Source organism: Komagataeibacter sp. SM21 (assembly GCF_041402665.1).
In the GTDB taxonomy this organism is placed as follows: Bacteria; Pseudomonadota; Alphaproteobacteria; order Acetobacterales; family Acetobacteraceae; genus Komagataeibacter; species Komagataeibacter saccharivorans.
This window is the reverse complement of sequence record NZ_JBGLOV010000016.1, coordinates 12,196-39,065: the sequence shown is the minus strand read 5'-3', so window position 1 is coordinate 39,065 and position 26,870 is coordinate 12,196. Positions and strand designations below refer to the sequence as shown.

Below are 26,870 nucleotides of genomic sequence, written 5' to 3'. Positions count from 1 at the left end.
TTTCGGGCACGCTTACGACTGGCGGCGGAAAACGGCCCGGTCTATGTGATCGGACAGGCATGATGGCGGAAATGGGGATGGCGACCGGACAGGGCGGTTTGCCGTGCCGTTTCAGGCTGGATATGCTGGGGCAGAGATTTACGACGCGCGACGCATCACGCACCGCGCCAGCAAGCAGGGAACGACAGGAACGTGGCTGACGACATCTTCAGGGAAGTCGATGAGGAAATCCGTGCCGAACGCATCCGGGCACTGGCGCGGCGCTATCTGGTGGTTGCGGGTGTCGTGGTCGCGGGTATCTGTATCGGCGCGGGCGGGTGGCAGTATTCGGTCTATCGCGCCCATCAGGCTGACGCCGCCGTATCGGCTTCCTATTTCACCGCAATGCATGATGCGGCCCGTGGCCCTGCGGATATGCCGGGCAGCACCGCGCCCCTGACAGCGGGACAGAAAAACGCCCTTCAGGAACTTGCGGCCCTTGATGGCAAGGCGCGGCCCCCGCTGCGCATCCTTGCCCGCATGGAACGCGCCGCCCTTCTGGCCGGTAGCGGTGACACTGCCGGTGCCCTGACATTGTGGGATGGTGTCGCGCAGGAACACGGTGTCGATCCGGTTGTAGCCTCCCTCGCCAGCCTGCTGTGGGTCCAGCATCAGATCGACAGCGGCGATCCCGCTACCCTGCGTTCACGGCTTGCCGTGCTGGACGGCGCGGGACAGCCATGGCGCGGACAGGCCATCGAAGCCGAAGCCCTGCTGGACCTGCGCGTAGGCAAGGAAGCTGACGCACGCGCCCGGTTCGAGCGGCTGAGCATGGACATGGGCATACCCGATGGCGTGCGCAACCGTGCGGAAGCCATGCTCCAGACGCTGGGGGGCGACGCGGGTGGCTAGTTCAAGGCGTGGTCCGCTCATGATGCCGACAGACGGAAAAAACATGAAATCAGTCCTAAGCCGACGCCATGCGCTCCTTGGCGTGGGGGCAGCCCTGCTGCCAGCCCTTGCGGCCTGCAAGGCAGGCAAGAAGAAAACGCCGCTGCTGATCGGCCATCGCTCGGATGTGCTGCATACGGTTGCGGGGCTGACGGTTGACGCCGATGAAACGCAGGCCGTGACCGTGCCTGCGCCCATCGCGGTCAATGCGTGGCCCCAGTCAGGCATCCGGCCTGATCATGACGGTGTGAACATCGCCTGGGGCGGCGAGATGCGCCACCAGTGGACCCACGATATCGGGGCTGGCAATTCCGAGCCGCAGCTTCTGTCCTATGTCGCGCTGGGCGATAGCGGGCGTGGCATCATCCAGGCAACGCCGGTGGTGCAGAATGGCCGGATTTTCGTAGCCGATGCACAGGGCGTCATCCGTGCCTACCGCTGGCCCGGCATGCACAAGCTGTGGGAATACAACCCCAAGCCGCGCAAGATGCTGTCCAACAATCTGGGCGGTGGTCTGACTGTTGATGGCGATACGCTGTACATCGTCGATGGCGTGGGTCAGGCGCTGGCGGTCAGTGCGGAAACCGGCAAGCTGAAATGGCGTGTCAATATTCAGGCCCCCGGCCGTTCCGCCCCCACGCTGGTCAATGGCAGGCTGTTCTTCGGCACGATTGACGAACACCTGTACTGCGTGGACGCCGAAAACGGCAACATCCTGTGGAGCTACGCCGCGACGTCCGCCGATACCGTCATATACGGCCAGCCCGCCCCGGCCGTGGCCGATGGCGTTGTGCTGGCCGGTTTCGGTTCAGGCGATCTGGTCGCCCTGCGCGCCGAAGGCGGTGAGGTCGTGTGGGCCGATACGCTGGGCAGCACGAACGGACAGGAAGCCCTGATCGACTTTTCGTGCGTTCATGGCATGCCCGTCATTGTCGATGGTACGGCCTACGCCATAAGCACGGGTTCCGTTCTGGTCGCCATCGATATGCGCTCGGGACGCAGGCTGTGGGAGCGCGGAATTTCGGGCCAGAATACGCCGCTGGTGATCGGGGACTGGATCTTCCTTGTTTCCATGGACGAACAGGTCGCCTGTCTGGACCGCCTGTCGGGTCATGTGCGCTGGATCACGCAGTTGCGCCAGTACGAAAACGCCGACAAGCAGAAACGCGGCATCGTATGGAATGGCCCCATACTGGCGGGCGGCAAGCTGGTGATGATTTCCAGCCTGCCGGAAAATGGCGTCGCCATCATCGATCCCGCGCAGGGGCACATCGAATCCCTTCACGCCCTTCCGGGTCAGGTCACGACCGCGCCCATCATTGTCGATAATCTGCTGTTGCTGATGGACAATAAGGGCTACCTTATAGCCTACAGTTAAAAAGAAAGTTGCCGCAGTGAGTTCATCTTTTCCATCCGTTTCGGCGGATGCGCTGCCGGTTGTCGTGATCGCGGGCAGGCCGAATGTCGGCAAGTCGACCATATTCAACCGGCTTGTCGGGCGCAGGCAGGCCCTTGTGGCGGATACCCCCGGCGTTACCCGCGACCGTAAGGAAGGGCAGGCCACAGTGCGTGGTCGCGCCATCCGCATAATCGACACAGCCGGACTTGAGGAAGCCGCCCCCGATACGCTGTACGGGCGGATGCGGGCCTCATCCGAATCCGCCGTAGCCAATGCGGATCTGGTCCTGTTCTGCATTGATGCCCGCAGTGGTATTACGCCCGCGGACGAACATTTCGCCAACTGGCTGCGTCGGCAGGGCCGCCCGGTGCTGCTGATCGCCAACAAGGCGGAGGGACGGCAGGGCGCCGCCGCCGCGATGGAAGCATATTCGCTTGGGCTGGGCGCTCCGCTTGCCATCTCCGCCGAGCATGGGGAAGGCGTGGCCGATCTTATGTCCGAAATAGCGGACCGCCTGCCACCGACCGATCTGCCGCCCGTGCAGAAACAGAGCCGCCGCGACCGGCGTATCCAGCAGGAAGAAGCCGGGGAGATGGAGGACGTGCGTCCCCCCGGCCCCCTGCGGCTGGCCATTGTCGGGCGGCCCAATGCGGGCAAGTCCACGCTGCTCAACCGGCTTCTGGGCGAAGAGCGGATGATTACCGGCCCCGAGCCGGGGCTTACGCGCGATTCCATTGCCGTCACGCTCAGCGACGATGAAGGTCCGATCCAGCTTGTCGATACCGCGGGCCTGCGCCGCAAGGCCCGTATTGACGAGACGCTGGAGAAGATGTCCGTCTCCGCCTCCATCGAGGCCCTGAAAATGGCGGAGGTCGTCATTCTGGTTCTGGATGCGACGCTGGGCGTGCATGAGCAGGACCTGCAGATCGCCCGCCTGATTGAGCGCGAAGGGCGGTGCTGCGTGCTGGCGCTGAACAAGTGGGACGCGGTGGAAGACCGGGCCGAAACGCGGCAGGCCATCAAGGACCGGATCGAGATGTCACTGGCGCAGATGCGCGGTATTCCGGTGGTCTCGTTCTCTGCGCTGACGGGGGCTGGCATCAACAAGCTGCTGCCGACGGTGCGACGGGCGCATGAAATCTGGAACCGTCGCGTGCCGACCGGGGCACTCAACCGCTGGTTCGAGATGATGGTCTCCCGCCATCCGCCGCCGCTGGTTGATGGGCGCAGGCTGAAACTGCGCTACATTACGCAGGCGAAGGCGCGTCCGCCCACGTTCATCCTGTTCGGAACCCGTACGGACCAGTTGCCTGACGACTATCAGCGCTATCTGGTCAATGGCATGCGGGAGGAATTTGACCTGCCCGGCACGCCGATCCGGCTGCTGCTGCGCGCTTCCAGCAATCCCTACGCCAAGGGATAAGAAATATCAGGCCGGGTGCAATCGCCCGGCCTGATGTCTGTACGGGCAGGGACTGACGGCATCCCACTGCTACCCATGGGGTATGGCGGAATGGAATGGATCAGGCATGATGGTGCGGTAAGCAAAACCGTAGGGATCAGCCATGCCTGTCGTAACCGCAACCGATGCCCTGCTGATTATCGACATGCAGGTGGATTTTCTGCCCGGCGGCGCACTGGCCGTGACCGGGGCGGATGCGCTCGTGCCGGTTATCAACCAGCTTGGCCATCTGCCATTCGGGCTGGTCGTGGCCACTCAGGACTGGCATCCGGCGGATCATGTATCCTTCAGGAAGCGGGGCGGCCCGTGGCCGGTGCATTGCGTGGCGGGCAGTAAAGGGGCCGCGCTATCTCCCGCGTTGGATCAGGCCCGTATTGGCGTGCTGCTGCGTAAGGGACTGGACCGCGATATCGACAGCTATTCAGCCTTCGGGGACAATGACCGTATCGGCCGGACAGGGTTGGACGGACTGCTGAGGGACAGGGGCATTACCCGTGTGTTCCTGACGGGAGTTGCGCTGGACTATTGTGTAGCCGCCAGCGCACGCGATTCCTGTCGGGCCGGTTTTGATACCGTCGTGCTGCATGATGCCTGCCGCAGCGTGAAAGCCATGTCAGGCAGGATTCTGGAAACCCTGAGGGCAGAGGGGATCGGAGCGGCATCCTGCGCGGACCTGCTGCCCGCCCCCTAATCCGTCATTCCCTACGATACAACCAGCGAGAGCAGCAGGGCAAAAACCAGTCCGAGTACTGCAATCAGCGTTTCGATCACAGACCATGTCTTGATTGTCTGGCCAACGGACAGGCCAAGATATTCCTTGATCTGCCAGAACCCGGCATCATTCAGCGGGCCGAGCGCCACTGAACCCGCACCCGTCACGATCACCATCAGTTCGGGCGATGCCGAATGCGTGCGCAGCAGGATCGGCCCCACAATGCCTGCAGCCGTGCTCATGGCCACGGTGGCCGATCCGGTCGCGACCCGCACCACCACCGCCAGCAGCCATGCCAGCACCAGAAGGGGCACATGCGCCCCCACGGCCATATTGGTAATCGCGGATGAGACACCGCTATCCACCAGTTCCTGCCCAAAGCCGCCGCCAGCACCCACCAGCAGCATGATGAGTGCGGTGGGGGCAAGGCAGTCATTGGTGAATTTCAGGATTGTTTCACGGCTGAAGCCGCGCGCGGAACCAAAAACCTGAAAGGACAGCAGGGTGGCCAGCGCCAGCGCGATGTCGGTGTTGCCAATGAAGTGCAGCGCATTGTTCAGCGCCCGGTTGTCCGGTGCCGCGAAATCCGCCACCGACCCGATCAGCATCAGTATGACGGGCGACATGATGGTCAGCACCGTAATGCCGAAACCGGGCATGCTTTCGGGCAGTTCATGATTGACGAACTGCGCTTCCAGCGAACTGGGCTGTAGTGGCCCGATACGACTTGCGATGAAGCGGGCATAGATCGGCCCCGCGATCGCCGCCGCCGGGGTGCCGATCACGATACCCCACAGGATCGTGCGCCCGATATCGGCATGATAGGCCGAAAGGGCAAGCAGGGTGGCCGGATGCGGCGGGATCATGGCGTGCGTGACCGACAGGGCCGCCCCCAGCGGCAGCGCGAGCAGCAGCAGGGGAATATTGTTGCGACGCGCCAGCGTGAATGCCAGCGGAATCAGCAGCACGAATCCGACTTCAAAAAACACCGGCAGACCGACCAGCAGGCCGATCACCATCATGGCCCAGCTTATGCGCTTTTTGCCAGCCAGATGGGTGATCGTAACCGCGATACGGTCAGCCCCCCCGGATTCGGCCAGCATCTTGCCCAGCATCGTACCCAGCGCGATGACGGTCGCCACATGCCCCAGTACATGACCCGCACCGGCTTCAAACGATCCAATGGCCTTCTGTGGCGGCATACCCGCACACAGCGCCAGACCAACCGATACCGTGAACAATACGATGAACGGATTTATCTTGAACCGGGCGATCAGGATCACGACAGATATGATCGCCAGCGAGGCCAGGGAGAATGCAAACAGCGATGACATTATGTTTTCTGTAACAAAATCATGCCCCATACAGGCCGTTGATGCCGTGGGATGTCAACGCATGAAGCTGTTTTTTTGCGCAATATCTGGATAGGAACGCCCTGTTTTTCAGACCTGATATTACGCTGGCGCCTTCTGCACCCCCTATCGGACGGGGGGATGCAGGGTGCTATCATGCAGTCCTGTGCAACGGAAAAGGCATTGAGATGATTATCCATTCCCATGAGACGGTCGATATTCCAACGTCGTCGGGCATGATGCGGATGCATGTCTTTCGCCCCGCTATTGAGGGGCGCTTCCCCGGCATCGTGCTTTTTTCCGAAATCTATCAGGTGACGGCACCGATCCGCAGGCTGGCGGCCATGATGGCGGGGCAGGGTCATGTCGTGTGCGTGCCGGAAGTTTATCATGAATATGAACCGTGCGGCACCGTTCTGGCCTATGACACTGCCGGGACCGATCGGGGCAATTTCCTGAAATATGAAAAGGCACTGACCGGTTATGATGCGGATGCCCGTGCCGCATTGGACTGGCTTTCATCTTATCCGCCCTGCACGGGGGCGCTGGCCACGATGGGCGTGTGCCTTGGCGGTCATCTGGCCTTCCGGGCCGCGTTCGATCCGCGTGTGCGCGCGGCTGTGTGTTTCTATGCCACCGATATCCATTCCGGCACGCTTGGTCATGGGCAGTGCGATGACACGCTGGAACGCGTGCATGAACTGGGCGGGGAGGTCATGCTGGTATGGGGCAGGCAGGACCCGCATGTGCCTTTTGAAGGACGGGAGAAAATCCGCGCGGCGCTGGAAAAGGCCGGAACCCGGTATTCATGGCATGAATTCAACGCGCAGCATGCTTTCCTGCGCGACGAAGGGCACCGTTTTGATCCTGCCCTTTTCCTTCAGTGCATGGGAATGGCCGGGCGTTTTCTGGCGCGGGCGCTGTCTGTCAGCGCGTAAGGGTGCCCGCCAGTATCGCCAGTGCTATGGCCAGCCCGGTTTCACGGTTGAAGCGGAACAGGCGCAGGCATGTGGCGGGATCATTTTCCTCCAGGCGTGTCACCTGCCAGCCCAGCAGAAGGGCAGGCAGGGGCAGCGCCAGCCAGAACCCGTATCCCGCATGGGCAAGGCCACCCGCCGCCATCAGGCCAAGCAGGGTCAGCGCGTAACAGGTTCCAACAAATAGCCGTGCATGACCGGCCATGAGGCGGGATGTGGAGCGTACGCCGATGCGGGCATCGTCCTCCATATCCTGAAAGCCATAGATCGTATCGAAGCCAAGCTGCCAGACGATTGTCGCGGCGTAGAGCGCGCACAACGCGGCATCAACCCGGTCGGCCGCCGCGGCATAGCCCAGCGGCGCGCCGAAACCGAACGTGAAGCCCATGACAAGCTGGGGCCACCATGTCACCCGCTTGGCCAGCGGATAAAGCCCGACCAGAATGAGGGAAGACGTGCCCAGTACCTGCGACAGGGTATTGAGGTTCATCAGGATGTTGAACCCGATCAGCAGCAGTGCGGCCAGAAACAGTGCCGCTTCACGCATGGACAGTGCGCCGGACGCCAGCGGACGGCCCGCCGTGCGGGCAACCTGCCGGTCGATGTCGCGGTCCCACATATCATTGACCACGCAGCCTGCGGCCCGCATCACCACGCTGCCGATACCAAACAGCACGATCAGGAAAATCCGCTGCGCGGGCGTCACACCGGCAGGCAGCATGATGCCCCACACACCGGGCAGGAACAGCAGCCATGTACCAATGGGCCGGTCCAGCCGCGCCAGTAGCGCATAGGGGCGCAGGCGCGCGGGCAGGCGACCGATCCAGCCATCCACCCGGATGTCCGTATGGGGTACTGGCTGGTCCAAGGCGCAACTCCTTCGTGATAAACGGCATCGGCGGCGACGGGTTTGCCGATGACGGAACGCCCCGTGGCTGCTAATGGCGAAACAGATGGGCCGGAAGACCCCGCCGGGTCAAGACTGGTTCCGGCCGTGTGAAACAGCGAAAGGTTACCGCCTGGTATGAGGGATTGCCCCCGACTGTTCATTTCCCCCACTGGCACGCCGCCCATGGCGGTGGATGGCATGCTCGACCTTGAGTCGGGGCAGGCCCATTATCTGGGCACGGTCATGCGCCAGCAGGCCGGTGCCGCGGTGGAGGTTTTCAACGCGCGTGACGGCGCGTGGCAGGGCGTGATCGATCACCTGCGCCGTGACCGCTGCCGTGTCCGGCTTGTGGAGCAGACTCGCGCGCCTGCTTCCACGCAGGGGCTGTGCCTGCTGTTTGCCCCCCTCAAGCGCGACGCGACCGAAACGGTCATCCGCATGGGTACCGAACTGGGGGTCGTGCGGTTCCGGCCGGTCGTGACCGAACGGACCAATACCCATCGTATCAATGCAGCGCGGCTGGAAAGCATTGCCACAGAGGCCGCCGAACAGTGCGAACGGCTGGACGTGCCTACCATCGATCCGCTTGAGGCGCTGCCCATGATGCTGTCCCAATGGCCTGATGATACAGCCCTGTTTGCTGCCCTTGAGCGCAGCCCGCAACACGCCATGCCTCCCGCGCCCCGTATCGGGGACAGCGTGCTGATCGGCCCCGAAGGCGGTTTTTCACCCCGGGAGCATGACATGCTGCGCGCGCGTCCCTTCGTGCGCCCGCTTTCACTGGGGCCACGGGTGCTGCGGGCCGATACGGCGGCGGCGGCGGCGCTGGCTCTTGTCGGGGCTGGTCTCGAAGCCGTATGTGGTACAGGTTTGTAACTACCCATTCCCTTTCCGGCATGCGCGTTCAGCCTGTCGCCGGTCCTGATCTGACTGTCATGAGGATATTACCCCCGCCATGTCGAACCCCGGCGCGCATAATTCAAACGTAATCGAATCATTCCAGCAGATGGTCGACGTACTGGCGGCAGGCGCCCGTCCGCGCCAGGAATGGCGGATCGGTACGGAACATGAAAAATTCGGTTTTGTCCTGCCTGATGCAGCCGGGCCGCAGCGCAGGGCGTGGTCATCCCCCCCTTACGCGCCGCAGGGGATCGAAGCGCTGCTGCGTGATCTTGCGGGTGAGAACGGTGGCGCGCGCTGGCAGGAAATCATTGATCGCGATGCGCTGATCGGGCTCAAGGGCGCGGCGGACGCAAAGGGCTGTTCCATCTCGCTGGAGCCGGGTGGCCAGTTTGAACTTTCCGGTGCGCCACTGGCCAGCCTGCATGAAACGGCGGCCGAAATGGATCGCCATTTCGCGTCCATCCGCAAGCCATGTAATGAACTTGGCATCGGTTTCGCGCCGATCGGCTTCCATCCGACCGCAACGCGCGCGGATATCCCGTGGATGCCCAAAAGCCGCTACGCCATCATGCGCAATTACATGCCGCGCGTCGGCACGCTGGGGCTGGACATGATGCTGCGGACCTGCACGGTGCAGGTGAACCTTGATTTCGGGTCCGAGGCCGATATGGCCCGCAAGATGCGTGTCTCGCTGGCGTTGCAGCCGGTTGCGACCGCGCTGTTCGCCAGTTCCCCCTTCTATGAGGGGAAGCCCAACGGCCTGCTGTCCAATCGTGCGCAGGTATGGACTGACACGGATAATGCCCGTTCGGGCATGCCACACCTGTTCCTGCGCGACGGGTTCAGCTTCGCAGCCTATGTGAACTGGCTGCTGGACGTGCCGATGTATTTCGTCACCCGCGATGACCGGATGATTGATGTGGCGGGCTGCTCCTTCCGTGCGTGGCTGGATGGGCGCGACCTGCCGGGGCTGGAAGGGGAGCGTCCCACCATCGGGGATTTTGAAGATCACCTGACCACTGTGTTTCCCGATGTCCGGCTAAAACAGTTTCTGGAAATGCGGGGCGCGGATGCGGGATCTCCGGCCATGATGCTGGCGCAGTCCGCATTGTGGACGGGTATATTATATGACGACGCCACCCTGCATGCGGCGGAAAAGCTGGTGCTGGAACACGGCTGGGATGATTACAGCGCCATCCGCGCCGCCGTGCCCCGCACCGGGCTGGATACGCCGTGGGGGCAGGGTGATCTGCGTGGTGTTGCGGCCCGCATGGTCGAACTGGCGACCGATGGCCTGCGCGCACGCGCCTGCCGTGATGCGCATGGACAGGACGAGACACGCTATCTCGACCCCTTGCGTGAAATCGTATCAGGTGGCCCCACTCAGGCCGAGGCATGGCTTGCTGCCTATCATGGCCGCTGGAAGGGAGATGTGACCCGTATCTTTGCCGAAGCGGCAGTCTGATCGGTCTATGGCGGCAAGTCGGGACCGGGTGGGGGGAGCGCCGTCCCGCCCGGTCAACGGTCTTTTCGCAAGAACTGTAATCGAGAAGCATAATCATTTCTGATGCTTTTACTTGGTCTATTACAACTGAGAATTATTTGTAATTTATAATATTGTTGAGGTTCAGGAAGAGTTTGTGCATAGATCGGTAAATGCGCAAATTCTCGTCCCTCTCCGATCAGGAAATCCTGGCGCTCGCTATCTCCAATGAGGAGGAAGACGGGCGCATCTATTCCGATTTTGCCTACGCCATCAGGGAAAACTACCCCGACACGTCCAAGATCTTCACCGACATGTCGCAGGAAGAGGACGAGCACCGTCGCGACCTGATTGACCTGTATGCCAGACGGTTCGGCCCGCATATTCCCCTGATCCGCAGGCAGGATATTGCGGATTTCATTGTGCGCAAACCGGCATGGCAGGTACAGACGCTGGGGATCGAGGCCGTGCGCAGCCATGCACGGCAGATGGAAATGGATGCGGCGCGTTTCTACCGGCAGGCCGCCCTGCGCACCACCGACGCGGTTACCCGCAAGCTGCTGGGCGACCTGGCCCATGCGGAAGACCGGCATGAACAGGCCGCCAATGCCATTGAAGTGGACCGCCTGCCCACCAGTAAGCGTGAAAGCGAGGACGAGGATGCGCGTCGCCGCTTTGTGCTCCAGATTGTCCAGCCCGGTCTTGTCGGTCTCATGGATGGTTCGGTGTCCACGCTGGCGCCGGTATTCGCAGCCGCGTTCGCCACGCATCTGCCGTGGAATGCCTTTCTGGTCGGTATGGCGGCGTCAGTGGGGGCGGGCATTTCCATGGGTTTTGCTGAAGCCCTGTCCGATGACGGCAAACTGTCGGGGCGGGGCGCGCCGCTGCTGCGCGGCCTGATCTGCGGGCTTATGACCACGGCGGGCGGGATCGGCCATACGCTGCCGTTCCTTATCAGCGATTTTTCGGTTGCGATGATCGCCGCCGTGATCGTGGTGGTGATCGAGCTGTTTGCCATTTCATGGATACGCTGGCGCTATCAGGAAACGCCGTTCAGTTCCGCCATTGTGCAGATCGTGATTGGCGGCCTGCTGGTGTTTGTGGCCGGTGTCCTGATTGGCAGTTCGTAATCCGGCTGCCTTGATCTTACCCCGATGTTGGGGCACCACTTGGGTTGCCACGCTATACTGGATTGCCCTGTATCATGAGATTTTTCCGCTCTGGCGCCGCCTGTGTCCTGACCTGTCTGCTGGTGGGAGGAGGTGCGGTGCTTCCCGCCCATGCTCAGGAACAGATGGCTGTTGGCGCATCCGATCAGGATCATGCCCTGCTGGAACGGGTGGAGCATCATCTGGATGGGATCAGCCTGCTCAAGGCCCGTTTCCGCCAGATCGCTCCCGATGGCAAGCAGACCACGGGCACGGCATGGATCGACCGCGCGAATCGCCGGATGCGCTTTCAGTATGATCCGCCCAGCCCGCTGCTGCTGGTCGCCAATCACGATCAGGTCGTGTTCAACGACAGCCAGCTTGACCAGACCACCACCATGCCGATGGACAAGACGCCGCTGGGCCTGCTGCTGCGTCCGCATCTCCAGCTTTCGGGCGATGTGACCGTGACGGGCCTGTCACGCGACAGCAACATGCTCAATGTTACGGTGGTGCGCACCGAATCGCCCGGCGATGGCAGTCTGACGCTGGTGTTCCGCAACAATCCGCTGCTGCTGCGCGGATGGATCATTCAGGATGCCCAGCAGCAGGTAACCCGCGTTGAACTGCTTGATATCACCACCGGTGGCGCATCCCCGGCGGATTCACTGTTCAATACCGACCTGCCCGAACACTAACTTGGGTCAGCGACTGTTTCACTGCGCCCCGCGCGCCAGTTCCAGCGCGCGGGCGTAAACCGTGCGGCGCGGCAGGCTGGTAATGCCCGCGACAAGTGCAGCCGCATCCTTGACCGAAAGCGTCTGCAGCGCCGCGCGAAGCTGGCTGTCTAGATCGGCGGCAGTGCTGTCATCCTGCGCCGGTGGTCCCAGAACAACGGTGATTTCACCCCGTGCCGGGTTCTGGGCGTAATGGGCGGCGAGTTCCGCCACAGTGCCACGCCGGACTTCTTCAAAGCGTTTCGTCAGTTCACGCGCCACGGCGGCGGGGCGGGTGCCGCCCATGACATCGGCAAGGCTTGCCAGCATTTCCGCCACCCTGTGCGGTGCTTCGTGCCAGATCAGCGTGGCGGACAGTCCCGCGCATTCCGCCGCGTGCAGGCGGGCCAGCACTTCGCGCCGTGCGGCGTCACGTGGTGGCAGGAATCCTGAAAACATGAAGGGATGGGGCGGCAGCCCCGACAGGGTCAGGGCCATTACGGCGGCATTAGGTCCCGGCACGGCGCTGACCCGGCCACCAGCCGCCACGACCGCGCGCACCAGGCGGTATCCGGGGTCGGACATAAGCGGCGTGCCCGCATCGGAAATGACGGCAATGCGCTCCCCCTTGCCCAGTGCGTCCAGCAGGGCGGGGATCTGCTGTTCCTCGTTATGGTCATGCAGGGGGCGGGTTCTGGTGCGGATACCGTATTCGCGCAGCAGGCGGGCACTGGTGCGGGTATCCTCGCACAGGATCAGATCGGCGGCTTCCAGCGTTTCAACCGCCCGGCGGCTGATATCGCCCAGATTGCCGATGGGGGTGGCGACAAGAACAAGTTCTCCGGGTTGAATCCGAACCGGAACGGTTTCCTCCGCGTTCCCTGCATGACGGGCGTCACATTCTCCGCTATGAACTTCGGGGCGGGGTGTGTCCCCCGGATGTTCCGCAGCAGGATAAGATTTTGAAGGCAGGGAAGATGAGGCGTCAGACATTCGGAACCCAGATGCAAGGACAGGATGTTGATTCTGCCTCTCCGCGCCGCGCATGCAAGCGCTTATTGCTGGCAAGCCTGGCGCTGTCGGCCCTGAGCGCGTGCGCAGGCGATGGCGGGCACGTCAGTCATGCCCCACAGGCGGGACGCAGCGTTGGCGTGCTTCTGCCATTGACCGGCACGAATGCCCGGCTGGGACAGGAAATGCTGACCGCCACCCGCATGGCCATGAATACGCCAACGTCCCCGCCGCTGGATGTGCGGGACACGGCAGCGCCCGGCAGTAATGCCGCCCTTGCGGCACAGGGCGCCATTGCGGCAGGGGACGGTCTGATACTGGGGCCGCTTACCACGGACGATACCGCGAAGGCGGCGGCTGTTACGGTCCCGGCAAAAATCCCCGTAATGGCCTTTACCAGTGACATGTCGGTGGCCCAGCCCGGTGTGTGGACACTGGGTATCGCGCCCGAACAGCAGGTACGGCGCATGGTGCTGGCGGCCCGCCAGCAGGGGCGGCAGCATTTCGCCGCCTTCCTGCCTGATAACCGTCTGGGCCATGCGCTGGGTCAGGCGCTTCAGCAGGTATGTGAGGAAAATGGCCTGCAGTCCCCGCAGATCATGTTCCATGACACGACGCAGGACGGGATTACGGCCAGCCTGAAAACCCTGTCGGCCTATGACAGCCGTGCCGCAGCCGTGCCGCAGCCCGATCCCGTGCAGCAGGCGGCGGCAAGTGTTGCCACCCAGCCTGCGGCGGAAGGTGTGGACCCGACCAACCCGGATGGGGCACCGCAGCAGGCCACGACCCAGACCGATGTGTCGGCGGTGCCTGCGGCACCTCCTGCCGCGCCCATGGCGTTCCCGGCTCCGCCTTTCGATGCGCTGCTGCTGGGCGATACCGGGCTGCAACTGGGGCAGGTTATCAATGCGCTGGCACAGGCCCATGTAGACAGGGCGCATGTACAGATCATGGGGCCGGGCCTATGGGGCGCGTTTGCCAGCAAGCTGTCCGCACTGCAGGGGGCGTGGTACGCAGCGCCCGATCCGGCAACCCGTCAGGCATTCATACAGCAGTTCATGGCGCGGTATCACCACATGCCCACGCCACTGGCGGATCTGAGCTATGATGCCGCAGCGCTGGTCAAGGCGCTGGACCAGACGCGACCGACCGGCAGTGCGAATGGTTATTCCGTGCAGGCGCTGACCCGGCCGGAGGGATTCGGTGGGGTGGATGGCGCGTTCGGTTTTCTGGAAAATGGGAAGACCCGGCGTGACCTGGCCGTATTTCAGATTCTTCCGACAGGCGGTAGCCAGATCGTTGTCCCGCCCGCTGGCAAGCTGCGCCGTGGCGCGAACTGATACAGGGCGGGTAAGGGTGTAATTACAGTCGCGGCCCGTCAGGCCGCGACAGTCGCCCCGCAGGACAGAACCGGACGGATCGCGTGCAGCGCAGCTTCAAAGCTGCGATAGGTGGCCAGGTGATGGTCACGGATCTGATCGATCAGCGCCCAGCCCATGCCTTCCGGCCGGACCATGTAGGCGGGGTTGGCATTTTCACGCACCCAGACCAGAACATGTTCAATATCAGGCTCATCGTGTTCGTTACGGTTGGCGACATCCGCATCGCACAGGCCCATACACGCGCCAGCCTGTAGCCAGCGCATCAGGTATTCGCGATGACGCGGAAGAAAACCCTGCCGCAGGGAAACAACTTTGGCATCAGAATATCGTTGATCCATCATGCTCATTCCATTGGCTGTGTGACCTGTCATGGCGTGACCGTGACACTGTATGGATGATGCTATGGGCGCATGGCTGCTTTGCCAAACTAAAAATGGCGAAGAAAGCCGAAGAAACAGGCAGAAAACTCCGTCTGTGACAAAAAAACAATAATTTAAGTTTAATATGGTTATTAATTGAGCAACTATCTAGGCATTTGCCTATTCCATCGGCGATGAAGCCATAACCAACTGCCCGGTTTCTGTCGTATCGTGCTTTCAATCCAGTCATTGACCATCTGGGTCAGGTCCATCTGGTCCTGACTCCGCTCGCCTGTATCGGGTAGATCAATGGGGGGATGGACATGAATGCGCAGGCGTGCCGGGCCAAGCCGTTCGACATATCCGGGAATGACCGGGCAGCGCAGTTTGATGGCCATGGCTGCCATTGCTCCTGCCGTCATGGCGGGCAGGCCAAAGAAACGGGCCGGCACGCCGTCATTCATTTTCTGGTCCACCAGCATGCCCAGATGCCCGCCCTTGAGGATATGGGCAAGCGCGCCCCGGGCACCCCGCGCGCCCTTGGCGAACAGTGGCACGGGCTGGCCCATGGCCTGATCGCGCAGGTCGCACAGGATGCTGTCCACCAGCGGATTGTTGGGTGCACGATAAAAGGATGAGAACGGCAGTCCATATCGCGCCACGGCAGGCGGCAGCATTTCCCAGTTGCCGATATGGCCGGATACGAAAATGGTCGGGCCACCGCGCGCGGCCTGTGCGTGAAGATATTCCTCTCCCACCACATCCCAGCCCGGTCCATCGACAGGATTATGGGGCAGGGTGGACAGATGCGGGAATTCACCGGCATTGCGACCGATATTGTCCCACATCTCGCGGATCACCGCGCGGCGCATACCGCCGTCAAGCTCGGGCATGGCCATGCGCAGATTTGCATCCGCAATACGGGATACGGGCAGTCTCGGTCCCACCGTGCGGCACAGCCATCCCCCCAGATTGGATGCCCGGACAGGACCAATGCGGCGGAAGATGGCCAGCAGGGCACGAACAAAAATGGCTTCCACATGCATCTGCCGCGTAGGAGGAGGAGCTTTTTTTTCGTTCATCGTTCGGTCTTGTCCAGCCATAGATCCAGTATCTGCTCAGGCATCCCAGTCGTGGCCCATGTAACGTGCAGCCCAACGGTGACGACGCGCTGGCGAAAAGGAGCGGGCAGGCGGACGGCGTCTTTTTCAGTTGTCACGAGACAGGCATTCCATTTTTCCGCCAGTGCCTGCAGGCGATGGCAGTCGCGGACGGTATAGGCATGATGGTCCGCAAAACCGAGACAGGCGCGGGGATGAATGCCATTTTTGGCCAGACCATCAAAAAACTTGGCAGGGCGCCCGATCCCGGCAAAGGCGACAACCGGCCTGTCGATGGGAATGCTGCCCGTATCCTGTCGCAGGGATGCATGAAAACAGGGCAGGCGATCCCTGACCCCGGATGTTACCTCCATCCGATCCGGCCCGATCACGACCACCCCGGCTGCCCGTGCCAGCCCGGTGCGAACGGGTTCCCGCAGTGGCCCCGCAGGCAGGACATGACCATTACCAAAACCGACCTGTCCATCCACCACAATCAGGGCCGCGTCCGGATGCAGGGTGGGGTTCTGGAAACCGTCATCCATCAATAGACAGTCCGCGCCGTCCGCCACCGCCCTGCGTGCCGATACTGCCCGGTCCGCGCCGACATAACATGGCGCGATACGTGACAGCAGAAGCGGCTCATCCCCGACATCGCGGGCGGTATGGATCTGCGCATCCACCCGTGTTCCTCCCCCCACGCGCCCGCCATATCCCCGTGAGAGGAAAGCGGGCCTGTGGCCACGGACAATGGCGCGTTGGGCCAGATCAAGTACGAGCGGTGTCTTGCCTGCCCCACCAACCCCGATATTGCCGCAACACAGAACAGGCACCGGCGCATGCCATCCTGTCCGGCGCATGCGACGTGACGTGACGAAAGCGTATAGGTGGGAGAACGGCATCAGGAATGAGGCGACACGTCCTGCCTGTGCAGGACTGCGCCACCAGAAGGCAGGGGCGCGCATTATCTCTTTTTCCCTAAAGCCAGAACGGCCTGTGCCACATCGCGGGCAAGGATTGGATCATGATGGGTATGGAGGGACGGCGGACCTGTCTCATGATGCAAGCAGGACAGAACCCACTCTGCAATGTCCTGCTCCGTGGTGACGTAACGCACATCTGTACCCAGTCCGGCATAAGCCTGACGGAAGTTATCGATTTTGGGGCCACTCGCAACGCAGCACCCCGCGCGGGCGGGTTCAAGGGGATTGTGGCCGCCGCCTTCGCATCCGGGCAGGCTGTTGCCAAGCAGGACGGGCGCACCAAGGGCGAAGAACAGCCCTGTTTCCCCCACCGTATCGCATATCCAGACCTTGTCCTGCCCGGTCGGAAACTGCCCCCGCGCCCGACGGGGTGTTTGCGTATGATTCAGTGCCGCGATTTCCGGCCCACGGGGAGGATGACGCGGGATGATGATGGTCAGTGCATCCGGTATTGCCTGCCGTATCAGATCGCCTGCCGCCAAAATCGTCGTTTCTTCCCCTTCATGGGTGGACGCCGCGATCCAGACCGGTCTGTTGCCGATGGCATGGTTGATGCGGGTCAGTGCCATGGGATCGCAGGGCAGGGGATCGGCAGCTTCCTTCAGGTCGGCAATCAGATCAATCCGGCCTGCGCCGCCGTGGTCAAGGCGGCTGGCATCTTCCACGCTGCGCGCCATGACCCAGTTGAAAGCAGACAGCATGTGGCGCAGCAGGCATCGCGCCTTGCGCCATCCGGCCAGTGAACGGTCTGACATGCGCCCATTAACCAGCGCCAGCGCGATGCGCCGTTTCCGGCAGGCCGCGATCAGATTGGGCCACAGTTCACTTTCCACCAGAACGACGACATCGGGTTGCCAGAAATCCAGAAACCGCGCGGTCCAGCGTGGCACGTCCAGCGGGGCGAACTGATGACTGACCCGTTCGTGTCCCGTCAGGGCAGGCAGGCGTGTATGCGCGATTTCAGCCGCCGTCAGCGTGCCGGTTGTAATCAGAACATGCCGTGACGGGTCCAGTAAAAGAATCTGCCCGATCACAGGCAGTACCGCCACCGTTTCCCCTACGCTTGCCGCATGAAGCCAGATCAGGCGGCCGGAGGGCCGAGAACATGCTGCAATGCCGCGCCGCTGCGGCAGACTGGCGGCGGATTCCTTGCCGCGTCGCATGCGGCAGTAAAGATTGAGGCGAAGCGCAGGTGTTAAAAGTGTCGCCAGCCCCGACCATGTTGCCCCCAGGACAGCGCTGCACATCCTTGCCCTTACAGACAGAAGGCGGGTCATGCCCGTATCACTTGGAAAACAGGGTTGCGCATTGGCTTGCGGTAACATGCCTTGGTGTCAGGGAAAAGGACGGGTGTGTGGCTTCCGTCAGAATAAGCCGCGCTATTAAAATCGCCTTCCATCTGGCAGCATACCCGGCCAAATCAAAGAGAGAAAAGCGGTATGGAAAAGATGGTGAGGCAAACAATCACTGTAATAGCCCAGCTCAGGTGTTACCAGACGGAATGAGAATTATCGGGTGAGAGGCGTATTCATTACACGTCTTCCTATAAAAATGCGATAATAGTGCGTTGGATCGCGATATGTATTATAATGAAAATATATTTGTATATGGTATAATACAGTATTTAATTTATAATTAATATTATTTTTGAATTGAGTGAAAGCACGTTTCTGTAAGAAATTGATCTACGGGCATGCACGGTACGAACCGAGAGTAATTTTCGTTCTATGGCATGAACCGATGCAGCAGTCAGTCGTTCAGATTGGCTTCTGCACTCAAGGATAACCGCGTAAATGCTACGAAGGGATAAATTTATTCATGAATTTATTGATATATTTTTGAAATATTATTGTTTTATGAGTATTAAAAATATATCCAAACAATTTTATTTTTAATCAGTTCTTTAATATATCAGGCTGTTGGGTTTTAACTTACGGACAGGAAATCAGGAATGGCTGTAAATTAGTGCCTAGGGGCACGGTTCCTGTCATCTACAAATAACGGAGACCACCAAAACATGTCCCTCCGGTATCATATGCGCGACATACCGGAGGGGGCACGTATAACGGTTCAGGACAGGAACCGGCGCAGGCCAAGTCCCTGTGGACGTTCATGCAGGGTGGAAGGCTGATAGGCGACAGAAAACATCTCGTGTGCCTGCTGCCATACCGTGACATCTTCGGGTCGTTCAGTCTTTACCGTGGTTATGCCACAGCGCAGCATGAACTCGTACTGGTCGGGCAGGGGCTTGCCCATGGCGCGGATTTCACCATTGAACGACAGATGTTCACGCAGCGCGCGGGCCTGCGTAAAGGCCCGCCCGTCACGGAATGAACCAAAGGTAACGGCTACCAGCCCAAGGCGTGGCAGGGCGACACGAAGCTGCTCCACCGCCATATCCGGTTCAATGGCGACACCAAGAGGGGCCGTACCCGTGCGGGCCAGACCTTCCTCCAGCCGTGCGAAGGGAACGATAACCGCATCGTCCGGCAGCGGCGCGCCTTCGACCGCTTCAACCCAGCGATCTTCCGCAATGCGGCCATTCTCAAGCAGGGGCATAGACGGCATCCTTGAAGCTGGCGGCACCGAGCCGCCGGTATGTGTCGATAAACTCTTCGCCTTCGTTGCGTAGCACCAGATAGGCATCGACCAGTCGGGCAATGGCATCGACCGTCTCATCTTCCGGCAGCGCCGGCCCGATGATCTGGCCAATGGCCACGTCGTTGCTGGCCGAACCGCCAAGCGTAAGCTGGAAGAACTCTTCCCCGCGCTTGTCCACGCCCAGAATACCGATATGCCCCGCATGGTGATGGCCGCAGGCATTGATGCAGCCGGAGATGTTGATATGCAGCTTACCGATATTTTCCTGCAGTTCAGGATCGGCAAAGCGTGCGCTCAGCTTCTGGGCAATGGGAATGGAACGCGCGTTGGCAAGCGAGCAGTAATCCAGACCGGGGCAGGCGATGATATCGCCGATCAGTCCGATATTGGGCGTGCCCAGACCGGCTGCGACCAGCTTCTGCCACAGTTCATGCAGCCGGTCCTTGCGCACATGGCCCAGCACCACGTTCTGCATGTGGGTGACGCGGATTTCCCCAAACGACCAGCCATCGGCCAGATCGGCGATCAGGTCCATCTGGTCCGCCGTCACATCGCCAGGAATGCCGCCATCGGGCTTGACCGAGATCACGACGCTGATGAAGCCTTCATGTCGATGGGGATGCGTGTTGGTACGCACCCAGCGGTCAAAGCGTGCATCGGTTCTGCGCGCGGCGGCAAGCGTGTCTGCCGCATCCGCGGGGGCATCAAGCGCGGGAATGCCGAAACGCGCGCGGATACCATCCACAATGGCGGGATCAAGACGGTAATCAGCCCGGTTCATCAGGGCGAATTCCGCATCCACCTTCTCGCGGAAAGTCTCGACACCTAACGCCTGCACAAGGATCTTGATGCGGGCCTTGTACATATTGTCGCGGCGGCCATAGGCGTTGTACACGCGCACAATCGCTTCCAGATACGCGACAAGATCCTCTTCGGGCAGGTTGTCACGCAGCAGCACGCCGATGACGGGTGTGCGCCCCAGTCCGCCGCCGACAAACACGTCAAATACCGGGCGACCCTGTGCGCCGGGGCGGGCGACCAGACCGATATCGTGGAAACGGGCGGCTACGCGGTCCTGCGGGCTGCCACTGATGGCAATCTTGAACTTGCGCGGCAGGAATGAAAATTCAGGATGCAGCGTGGACCACTGGCGCAGGATCTCGGCATGGATGCGCGGGTCAAGCAGTTCATCGGCCGCGGCCCCTGCAAACTCATCGCATGTCACGTTGCGGATGCAGTTGCCGCTGGTCTGGATGGCGTGCATGTCCACATCCGCCAGACGCTGCAGGATATCGGGCGTATCTTCCAGCCTGATCCAGTTGAACTGCATGTTCTGCCGGGTCGTGAAATGGCCGTAATCACGGTCATAGGTGCGCGCGATATGGGCCAGTTCGCGCATCTGGTCCGATCCCAGCATGCCGTAGGGGATGGCCACGCGCAGCATGTAGGCATGCAACTGCAGGTACAGACCGTTCATGAGGCGTAGCGGCTTGAATTCATCCTCGCTCAGGTCGCCCGCAATGCGGCGGCTCACCTGTGCGCGGAACTGCGCCACGCGCTGGGACAGGAAGGTGCGGTCCACCTGATCGTAGGCATACCGTCCGACCGGGAGGGTTGCGGTGTTAGTGGACATTGGATGTCTCCACAGGGGCGAAATCGGGGTGGACGCTCGGCCCGAACGCACGGATGCGCTCACGTACCGTAACGGGCGCGATGCCGGCGGCGGCAGGGTCAAGCTGCACGCCATAGATGCCCACAACCATACGCGCGTCAGGCGTGGCCTTGACCTGCTTTATCACGTCTTCCACATCCGCATTGTCGATGACGCGGGCGTGGCTGATCGCCTCCGACCATCCCTGTCCGGTCAGCCAGACAATACGGCCATCAAGCAGACGGTTGGCCGTAATGACGCTTGTTCCGGTCAAATCCCGGCGGTTGTTCCTGACATCCACTTCTGAACCGATCCTTTTCGGGCGACAGGACCGACCTGCCGCGACTGGTATAAAACGGCGCCAGCCTTGCCATGGCTGGCGCCCATCTTCAACCCGGCCCTGTATTGCCGTCTGGCCTGCCCCCGGAGGAGCAGGCCCGCGCAGTTACGAACGCTGGCGGTCCGCCGCACTGTCAATGCGGATCGCATCACCGATGAAGGTGGCAAGCTTTGCCGCCGTTTCATCGCTAGTGCGTTCTGCCGTCTCCAGCCGCAGGGTGGGGTTGGCAGGGGCTTCGTAAGGGGCGTCGATGCCGGTAAAGCCTTCGATCTTGCCCGCGCGTGCCGCAGCATACAGACCCTTGGGGTCACGCTGTTCGCAGGTGGCCTGCGGCGTGTCGATGAAGATTTCATGAAAACCTTCGCCAACGATCTGCCGGGCCAGTTCCCGGTCCGCGACGGTGGGGGAAATCAGCGCCACGATCACGACCTGACCGCTTTCAGCCAGAATCCGGGCCACTGCCGCTGCACGGCGCACGTTTTCACGCCGGTCCGCATCGGAGAAGCCAAGGTCCGAACACAGCCCCGCGCGCAGCGTATCGCCATCAAGCACCGATACATCGATCCCGCGGGCGAACAGCCGGTTTTCCGCTGCACGGGCCAGCGTGCTCTTGCCTGCGCCGGGCAGGCCGGTCATCCAGAACACACCGCCACGGTGCCCCTTGGCCTGCGCGCGATCCCACAGCGAAACGGCGCTGCCGGTGGGGTGAATGGCGTTGCGCCCCGCAACACTTTCGGCAACACCCATCAGCGGTGCGCCGCCCACGATCTGCTGGTTACGGTCGACCAGTACGCCACGACCGTCCGCCGTGCCCGGCAGGAAGGGGTCGAACAGCATGGTTTCGGACACGGCCAGCGTGATTTCGGCAAAGCCCTCGGGCGGGACTTCCTCAGCAGGCTGTTCGGTCAGGTCCTCAAGGCGGACAACGGAGTCAATGGCCGCGACCGTAACCTGATGTTCAGCCGTGGCCAGACGCAGCTTGAAGCTTTCGCCCACACGCAGCGGTTCCTGACGCAGCCAGAACAGGCGCGTGCGGATGCGGGCTGCGCGCAGCGGCGATTCCGATGCCGGAAACAGGAAATCGCCACGATCGGGGATCACGTCGGGTTCCAGCGTGACAGCCACGGACTGACCGGCAATGGCGGCAACCTGCGGTGCTGTGTGCCAGCTTTCGATCGTGGCGATACGCGCGCGGGCGCCATGCACGCCAACCACCACCTCATCACCCACGCGGATACGACCGCGTTCGATACGACCGACAACGACACGCTTGCTGTCAAAACGGTAGACATCCTGCACCGGCAGGCGCAGCGGCAGGTCGGCGCGGGAAGACGGTGCGGGCACCTGCGCCAGCGCTTCGGTCAGCGTCGGGCCCTTGTACCACGCCATCCGTTCGGACCGGTCGGCGATATTGTCGCCTTCACGGGCAGAAGCGGGAACGAATACGGTCGGCTCGATCTCAAGCTGGCGCAGCAGGTTGGTCACGTCCTGTTCAGCCGCTTCGATCTTCTGCTGGTCGTAGTCGAGGATATCGACCTTGTTCATCAGCACGATGACATGACGGATGCCGATCAGACGCAGCAGCATGGCGTGGCGGCGGGTCTGTTCCTGCGCGCCTTCGTTTGCGTCAACCACCAGCACGGCGGCTTCGGCATCGGCAGCGCCCGTAATCATGTTGCGCAGGAACTGGCGGTGGCCCGGCGCATCAACGATCACGAACTGCCGCGTTCCCAGCCGGAAGGGAATGCGGGTGGAATCAACGGTCACGCCCTGATCGCGCTCGATCTGGAGACTGTCGAGCAGGAAGCTCCATTCAACCGTCAGGCCGCGCTTCTTGCTGGATTCGATAATCTGTGCGACCCGCCCTTCGGGCAGGCTGTCGGTATCGTACAGCAGGCGACCGATCAGCGTGGATTTGCCGTGGTCAACATGGCCCACGATCACGATGGGGGTGGCTGCGTCCTGCGGGGCAGGGGTCGGGATTGTACTCATTGTGTTGTAACTCCGTCCTGTCCGCTCAGAGATAACCGGCCACGCGCAGGCGTTCGAACGCATCCTCGGATTCATGATCCATGGCACGTCCCGCGCGTTCGGATGTGCGGGACGTTTCCAGTTCCGCAATCACTTCCGCTACCGTCGAGGCATTGCTTTCGACCGGGCTGGTGATGTCCTGATCGCCAAGCGAGCGGTAACGCTTGCCGTCCCTGGCGAAATACAGATCGACCAGCGGAATGTTCTCGCGTTCGATATAACGCCAGATGTCAATCTCGCGCCATGACAGCAGGGGATGGACGCGCACATGCATGCCGGCTTCATGCGGGGTGGCGTACTGGTCCCAGAATTCCGGCGGCTGGTTGCGGACATCCCATTTGTGGCCGGAGCCGCGGGGGCTGAACACACGTTCCTTGGCGCGGGTGGCCTGCTCGTCACGCCGGATGCCGGCGATCACGCCCGCAAGCTTGTACCTGTCGATCATCGCGGCAAGTCCTGCGGTCTTGCGCGCGGCGGAACGCGCGGCAGGCGGCAGGGTGGGATCGATTTCCTCAACCGGCGGACAGTCGCCCAGCAGCAGTTCGAGGTTCCATTTCTTGGTATATTCATCACGGAATTTGTACATTTCCGGGAATTTCTTGCCGGTATCCACATGCATGACCGGGAACGGCACGCGCCCAAGAAAGGCCTTGCGCGCCAGCCAGACCATGACGTTGGAATCCTTGCCCAGCGACCACAGCATCGCCAGCGGCTTCAGCTTCCGGTACGCTTCACGCATGATGAAGATACTCTGGGCCTCTAGTTGGTCGAGATCGTCCATGGATTACAGACCTTCCGTAACAGGAAAGAAAACAGGAAAAGTAGATGGCCCCGAAACCGGGCCGATGAAAGGGGACAGGCTGGCCTCACCCCGCCGCACGGACGTGAATACCACATTCCGTCTTGGATTGCCCGGCCCAGCGACCCTTGCGCGGATCTTCACCTTCGCCAACCGGCCGGGTGCAGGGCGCGCAGCCGATGGAAGGATAGCCGCGCAGCGTAAGCGGATGGCGCGGCAGGTTGCGGCGCGTCATCTCGGCATCAAGTTCGCGTGGGGTCCAGCTTATCAGCGGATTGATCTTGATCTTGCCATCCCCGGTGGCTTCCACGACCGGCAGGCCCTGCCGGGTGGCGGCCTGTGAACGCTTGCGGCCCGTGATCCACGCATCGAAGGGGATCATCGCCTCATCAAGCGGTTCGACCTTGCGCAGCGCACAGCACGCATCCGGGTCGAAGGCCCATAGCTGGCCTTCGGGGTCACGGTTCATGATCTGCTTTTTGGCGGGATGCAGGTCGCGCACGTCGCGCAGGTTCAGGACGCGGGCCAGTTCCTGCCGGTATGCCAGCGTTTCGGGGAAATGCTGGCCGGTTTCAAGGAACAGGACCGGAACCGCAGGATCGATTTCGGCGGCCAGCGCCAGCATGACCGCTGATTCCGCCCCGAAAGAAGAAACAAGAGCAATGCGTCCGCGCAGTCGCGTCAGGGCAACGCGAAGCACTTCGGATGCGTTCTCACCCGCCTGCTTCAGTTCTGCCACAATGTCCGCATCAATGCGCATAATATCCCCCAGACCAGATTTTACACTAGGCTATGGCGTTCTTTTCACGCCACACCTAATCCCCGTGGGGCGTAAAATCAAGGCGTCTGGCTGTAGATATACGTTTTTGCCTGCTTGTTTCTTCTATATCCCCTCCGCTGCGCCGATGATGGACGACTCTGGCGGTTCAGCGGCTCATCAGGACGGCAATATCACTGTTTTCCAGCATATGCCGCGTTACACCCCCCAGTATCATCTGGCGCAGGCGGGAATGTGAATACGCCCCCATTACCAGCAGGTCGGCATCGAAGCTGTGGGCTGTCGCCAGCATGTCTTCCCCCACCGGGCGATAATCACTACCAAATTTGTGAATAGTGGCGGCGATGTCATGTCGTGCAAGGAAAGCGGCGACATGCCGGGCATCCGGGCCGGGGCGCTGGTAGGCCGGACTGTGCACGATATGCACTGCATCCGCGCGGCGCAGCAGGGGCAGGGCGTGATGGATGGCCGACGCGGCTTCAACCGTGCCATTCCAGCCAATACAGACGCGCCGGCCGACAGTTTCGGTCGCCACGGGCGGGACGATGATGACCCCGCGTCCGCTTTCGAACAGTACGGCATGCAGCGTATCGGAGGAGGAGACATCCCCTTCCGGGTTGGGCTGGCGCACGACCACCAGATCCGAAAGCCGGGCCTGAAAGGATACGATGCTGCGGGTATGGCCGGTATGGGTAATGAAACTGGCGCTGGGGCCGTGCGGGTGGTGGGTCTCGGCCTTTACAACGGGAATATGGGTGCGCTGGATGAAGTCATTGAAAAGCTGATGGACCCCCTTCAGCCGCGATGCGCTTTCCTTCAGCGCTGCCGCGATCATGTCTTCCACCATTGCGCCCGACATCCCTTCACCGACGAGGGGGCCGATTTCCTGCATGTCAGTACCCACATGCAGGACCGAAAGATGTGCATTGAACATGGAAGTAAGATAGCCGCCAACCTGAAGGGCGCTTTCCGCGTTGCTCATCCCCGCCAGTGGCAGAAGTATACTACGTATGCACATCAACGTACCTCATGCTCCGTTCATCCGGGGAGACGCGCAGGCAGGTCCCCCCGGATGAAAACGGATCACGCGGCGTTAAGTTCGGGCATCAGGGATAAAGCCGCTGTGTGTTCCATCCTTCGCCCTGCCGGTCCCATACGACGCGGTCATGCAGGCGGTAGGGGCGGTCCTGCCAGAATTCGAAATGCTGGGGCACCACGCGAAAGCCGGTCCAGTTGGGCGGGCGGGGAATGACGGCATCGTCGCCGGGGTAGCGGGCCTCAAGCTCGGCAATCGCTTTTTCAAAAACGGCGCGGTCCGTCAGCGGGTGCGACTGATTGGATGCAATTGCCCCCAGTCGTGATATGCGGCTGCGGCTGGCGAAATAGGCGTCCGCTTCGGCCGCACTGACCGGTTCCACCGGGCCTTCTATGCGGATCTGGCGACGAATGCTTTTCCAGTGGAACAGCAGGGCCGCATGGGGATTGGCCTTGAGATCGGCAGCCTTGCGGCTGTTGAGGTTGGTATAGAACACGAACCCGCGCCGGTCCGCCCCCTTGAGCAGGATCATACGGACCGAAGGCCGCCCGTCCGCCGTTGCGGTGGCCAGTGCCATGGCGTTCGGGTCATTGGGTTCGTGTTCGCTTGCATCGCGCATCCAGGCATCGAACAGGTCGAACGGGTCCGCATCCAGGGCGATAAGGGGAGGGGTCATGAATTTCAGGTTCCGCAATGCTGTCTGCCGCGCATCCGGCCCATCCGGGCTGGAATGCGAAACATATGGAAACATAAGGTAAGTTACCGCGTGAGGAATATTCGCTACAATTGCGACACTCGGCATCTTGTCCGAAACGGCTGCTTGTGCAA

The 26,870-nt window shown here is 61.5% G+C and carries 25 protein-coding genes; 10 read left to right on the top strand and 15 right to left on the bottom strand.

All coding sequences use genetic code 11. The annotated features are described in order from the left end of the window. The first annotated feature begins 192 nt into the window (after nucleotides 1–192). From ACBR42_RS13870 to ACBR42_RS13855, 4 genes are all read left to right on the top strand, one after another. Entirely contained in the window at nucleotides 193–891 is a 699-nt protein-coding gene (locus ACBR42_RS13870) for a hypothetical protein (protein WP_371208387.1), read from the top strand. 43 nt (nucleotides 892–934) lie between these two features. Then, nucleotides 935–2,308, top strand: coding sequence for a PQQ-like beta-propeller repeat protein (locus ACBR42_RS13865; RefSeq protein WP_102323519.1), 1,374 nt, complete (start codon nucleotides 935–937; stop codon nucleotides 2,306–2,308). 16 nt (nucleotides 2,309–2,324) lie between these two features. Then, on the top strand, nucleotides 2,325–3,752 hold the full coding sequence (gene der / locus ACBR42_RS13860) for a ribosome biogenesis GTPase Der (protein WP_371208386.1): 1,428 nt from the start codon (nucleotides 2,325–2,327) through the stop codon (nucleotides 3,750–3,752). 142 nt (nucleotides 3,753–3,894) lie between these two features. Next, nucleotides 3,895–4,482: an isochorismatase family protein gene (locus ACBR42_RS13855; protein WP_371208385.1), complete on the top strand. Its 588-nt coding sequence runs from the start codon at nucleotides 3,895–3,897 to the stop codon at nucleotides 4,480–4,482. Between the two features lie 11 nt (nucleotides 4,483–4,493). Here ACBR42_RS13855 and ACBR42_RS13850 read toward each other — a convergent pair whose 3' ends face one another. After that, entirely contained in the window at nucleotides 4,494–5,837 is a 1,344-nt protein-coding gene (locus ACBR42_RS13850; RefSeq protein WP_371208384.1) for a gluconate:H+ symporter, read from the bottom strand. Between the two features lie 206 nt (nucleotides 5,838–6,043). On the opposite strand from ACBR42_RS13850, the gene ACBR42_RS13845 reads away from it, so the two are divergent. Continuing rightward, a complete protein-coding gene (locus tag ACBR42_RS13845; RefSeq protein WP_371208383.1) occupies nucleotides 6,044–6,793 on the top strand; it encodes a dienelactone hydrolase family protein in 750 nt (249 codons plus the stop codon). Here ACBR42_RS13845 and ubiA read toward each other — a convergent pair. Next, the gene (gene ubiA / locus ACBR42_RS13840) at nucleotides 6,783–7,700 is read right to left on the bottom strand and encodes a 4-hydroxybenzoate octaprenyltransferase (protein WP_110547951.1); all 918 of its coding nucleotides are present in this window, start codon (nucleotides 7,698–7,700) and stop codon (nucleotides 6,783–6,785) included. The two genes, ACBR42_RS13845 and ubiA, sit on opposite strands and share 11 nt — an antisense overlap. A gap of 156 nt (nucleotides 7,701–7,856) precedes the next feature. On the opposite strand from ubiA, the gene ACBR42_RS13835 reads away from it, so the two are divergent. From ACBR42_RS13835 to ACBR42_RS13820, 4 genes are all read left to right on the top strand, one after another. Beyond that, nucleotides 7,857–8,597 carry a 16S rRNA (uracil(1498)-N(3))-methyltransferase gene (locus ACBR42_RS13835; protein WP_371208382.1) on the top strand — a complete coding sequence of 247 codons (741 nt, stop codon included), beginning with the start codon at nucleotides 7,857–7,859 and terminating at the stop codon, nucleotides 8,595–8,597. A 79-nt stretch (nucleotides 8,598–8,676) separates the two neighbouring features. Next, entirely contained in the window at nucleotides 8,677–10,089 is a 1,413-nt protein-coding gene (locus ACBR42_RS13830; protein ID WP_371208381.1) for a glutamate--cysteine ligase, read from the top strand. 191 nt (nucleotides 10,090–10,280) lie between these two features. Beyond that, nucleotides 10,281–11,237, top strand: coding sequence for an iron exporter MbfA (gene mbfA, locus ACBR42_RS13825; protein ID WP_118963142.1), 957 nt, complete (start codon nucleotides 10,281–10,283; stop codon nucleotides 11,235–11,237). Nucleotides 11,238–11,311: 74 nt separating this feature from the next. Beyond that, nucleotides 11,312–11,953, top strand: a complete 642-nt coding sequence (locus tag ACBR42_RS13820; RefSeq protein WP_371208380.1) for an outer membrane lipoprotein carrier protein LolA — start codon at nucleotides 11,312–11,314, stop codon at nucleotides 11,951–11,953. Nucleotides 11,954–11,971: 18 nt separating this feature from the next. Here the strand turns inward: ACBR42_RS13820 and rsmI are convergent, their stop codons facing one another. Beyond that, the gene (gene rsmI, locus ACBR42_RS13815) at nucleotides 11,972–12,964 is read right to left on the bottom strand and encodes a 16S rRNA (cytidine(1402)-2'-O)-methyltransferase (RefSeq protein ID WP_371208379.1); all 993 of its coding nucleotides are present in this window, start codon (nucleotides 12,962–12,964) and stop codon (nucleotides 11,972–11,974) included. 11 nt (nucleotides 12,965–12,975) lie between these two features. Here rsmI and ACBR42_RS13810 point away from each other — a divergent pair, with 11 nt between their 5' ends. Further along, nucleotides 12,976–14,322, top strand: a complete 1,347-nt coding sequence (locus tag ACBR42_RS13810; protein WP_371208378.1) for a penicillin-binding protein activator — start codon at nucleotides 12,976–12,978, stop codon at nucleotides 14,320–14,322. Between the two features lie 38 nt (nucleotides 14,323–14,360). Here ACBR42_RS13810 and ACBR42_RS13805 read toward each other — a convergent pair whose 3' ends face one another. From ACBR42_RS13805 to pdxH, 12 genes are all read right to left on the bottom strand, one after another. Beyond that, entirely contained in the window at nucleotides 14,361–14,705 is a 345-nt protein-coding gene (locus tag ACBR42_RS13805; RefSeq protein ID WP_102323529.1) for a hypothetical protein, read from the bottom strand. 182 nt (nucleotides 14,706–14,887) lie between these two features. Continuing rightward, on the bottom strand, nucleotides 14,888–15,805 hold the full coding sequence (locus ACBR42_RS13800) for a lauroyl acyltransferase (RefSeq protein WP_371208377.1): 918 nt from the start codon (nucleotides 15,803–15,805) through the stop codon (nucleotides 14,888–14,890). After that, nucleotides 15,802–16,788 carry a tetraacyldisaccharide 4'-kinase gene (gene lpxK, locus ACBR42_RS13795; protein ID WP_371208376.1) on the bottom strand — a complete coding sequence of 329 codons (987 nt, stop codon included), beginning with the start codon at nucleotides 16,786–16,788 and terminating at the stop codon, nucleotides 15,802–15,804. Before lpxK ends, ACBR42_RS13800 begins: the two co-directional genes overlap by 4 nt. Continuing rightward, nucleotides 16,788–18,053 carry a 3-deoxy-D-manno-octulosonic acid transferase gene (locus ACBR42_RS13790; RefSeq protein ID WP_371208375.1) on the bottom strand — a complete coding sequence of 422 codons (1,266 nt, stop codon included), beginning with the start codon at nucleotides 18,051–18,053 and terminating at the stop codon, nucleotides 16,788–16,790. The genes lpxK and ACBR42_RS13790 overlap by 1 nt, the downstream gene beginning before the upstream one ends. Nucleotides 18,054–18,876: 823 nt before the next feature. Continuing rightward, complete coding sequence (locus tag ACBR42_RS13785) at nucleotides 18,877–19,365, bottom strand: DUF934 domain-containing protein (RefSeq protein ID WP_371208374.1); 489 nt, start codon at nucleotides 19,363–19,365, stop codon at nucleotides 18,877–18,879. After that, nucleotides 19,352–21,040, bottom strand: a complete 1,689-nt coding sequence (locus tag ACBR42_RS13780) for a nitrite/sulfite reductase (RefSeq protein ID WP_118963148.1) — start codon at nucleotides 21,038–21,040, stop codon at nucleotides 19,352–19,354. Before ACBR42_RS13780 ends, ACBR42_RS13785 begins: the two co-directional genes overlap by 14 nt. Further along, on the bottom strand, nucleotides 21,030–21,359 hold the full coding sequence (locus ACBR42_RS13775) for a DUF2849 domain-containing protein (RefSeq protein ID WP_102323535.1): 330 nt from the start codon (nucleotides 21,357–21,359) through the stop codon (nucleotides 21,030–21,032). The genes ACBR42_RS13780 and ACBR42_RS13775 overlap by 11 nt, the downstream gene beginning before the upstream one ends. A 144-nt stretch (nucleotides 21,360–21,503) precedes the next feature. After that, nucleotides 21,504–23,390, bottom strand: coding sequence for an adenylyl-sulfate kinase (gene cysC, locus ACBR42_RS13770; protein WP_371208373.1), 1,887 nt, complete (start codon nucleotides 23,388–23,390; stop codon nucleotides 21,504–21,506). Nucleotides 23,391–23,415: 25 nt separating this feature from the next. After that, nucleotides 23,416–24,210: a sulfate adenylyltransferase subunit CysD gene (cysD, locus tag ACBR42_RS13765; protein WP_102323537.1), complete on the bottom strand. Its 795-nt coding sequence runs from the start codon at nucleotides 24,208–24,210 to the stop codon at nucleotides 23,416–23,418. Nucleotides 24,211–24,295: 85 nt separating this feature from the next. Further along, the gene (locus ACBR42_RS13760) at nucleotides 24,296–24,988 is read right to left on the bottom strand and encodes a phosphoadenylyl-sulfate reductase (protein WP_371208372.1); all 693 of its coding nucleotides are present in this window, start codon (nucleotides 24,986–24,988) and stop codon (nucleotides 24,296–24,298) included. Nucleotides 24,989–25,154: 166 nt separating this feature from the next. Beyond that, on the bottom strand, nucleotides 25,155–25,988 hold the full coding sequence (locus tag ACBR42_RS13755; RefSeq protein ID WP_102324192.1) for a universal stress protein: 834 nt from the start codon (nucleotides 25,986–25,988) through the stop codon (nucleotides 25,155–25,157). 124 nt (nucleotides 25,989–26,112) lie between these two features. Further along, nucleotides 26,113–26,718, bottom strand: coding sequence for a pyridoxamine 5'-phosphate oxidase (gene pdxH / locus ACBR42_RS13750; RefSeq protein ID WP_371208371.1), 606 nt, complete (start codon nucleotides 26,716–26,718; stop codon nucleotides 26,113–26,115). Nucleotides 26,719–26,870: the final 152 nt, after the last annotated feature.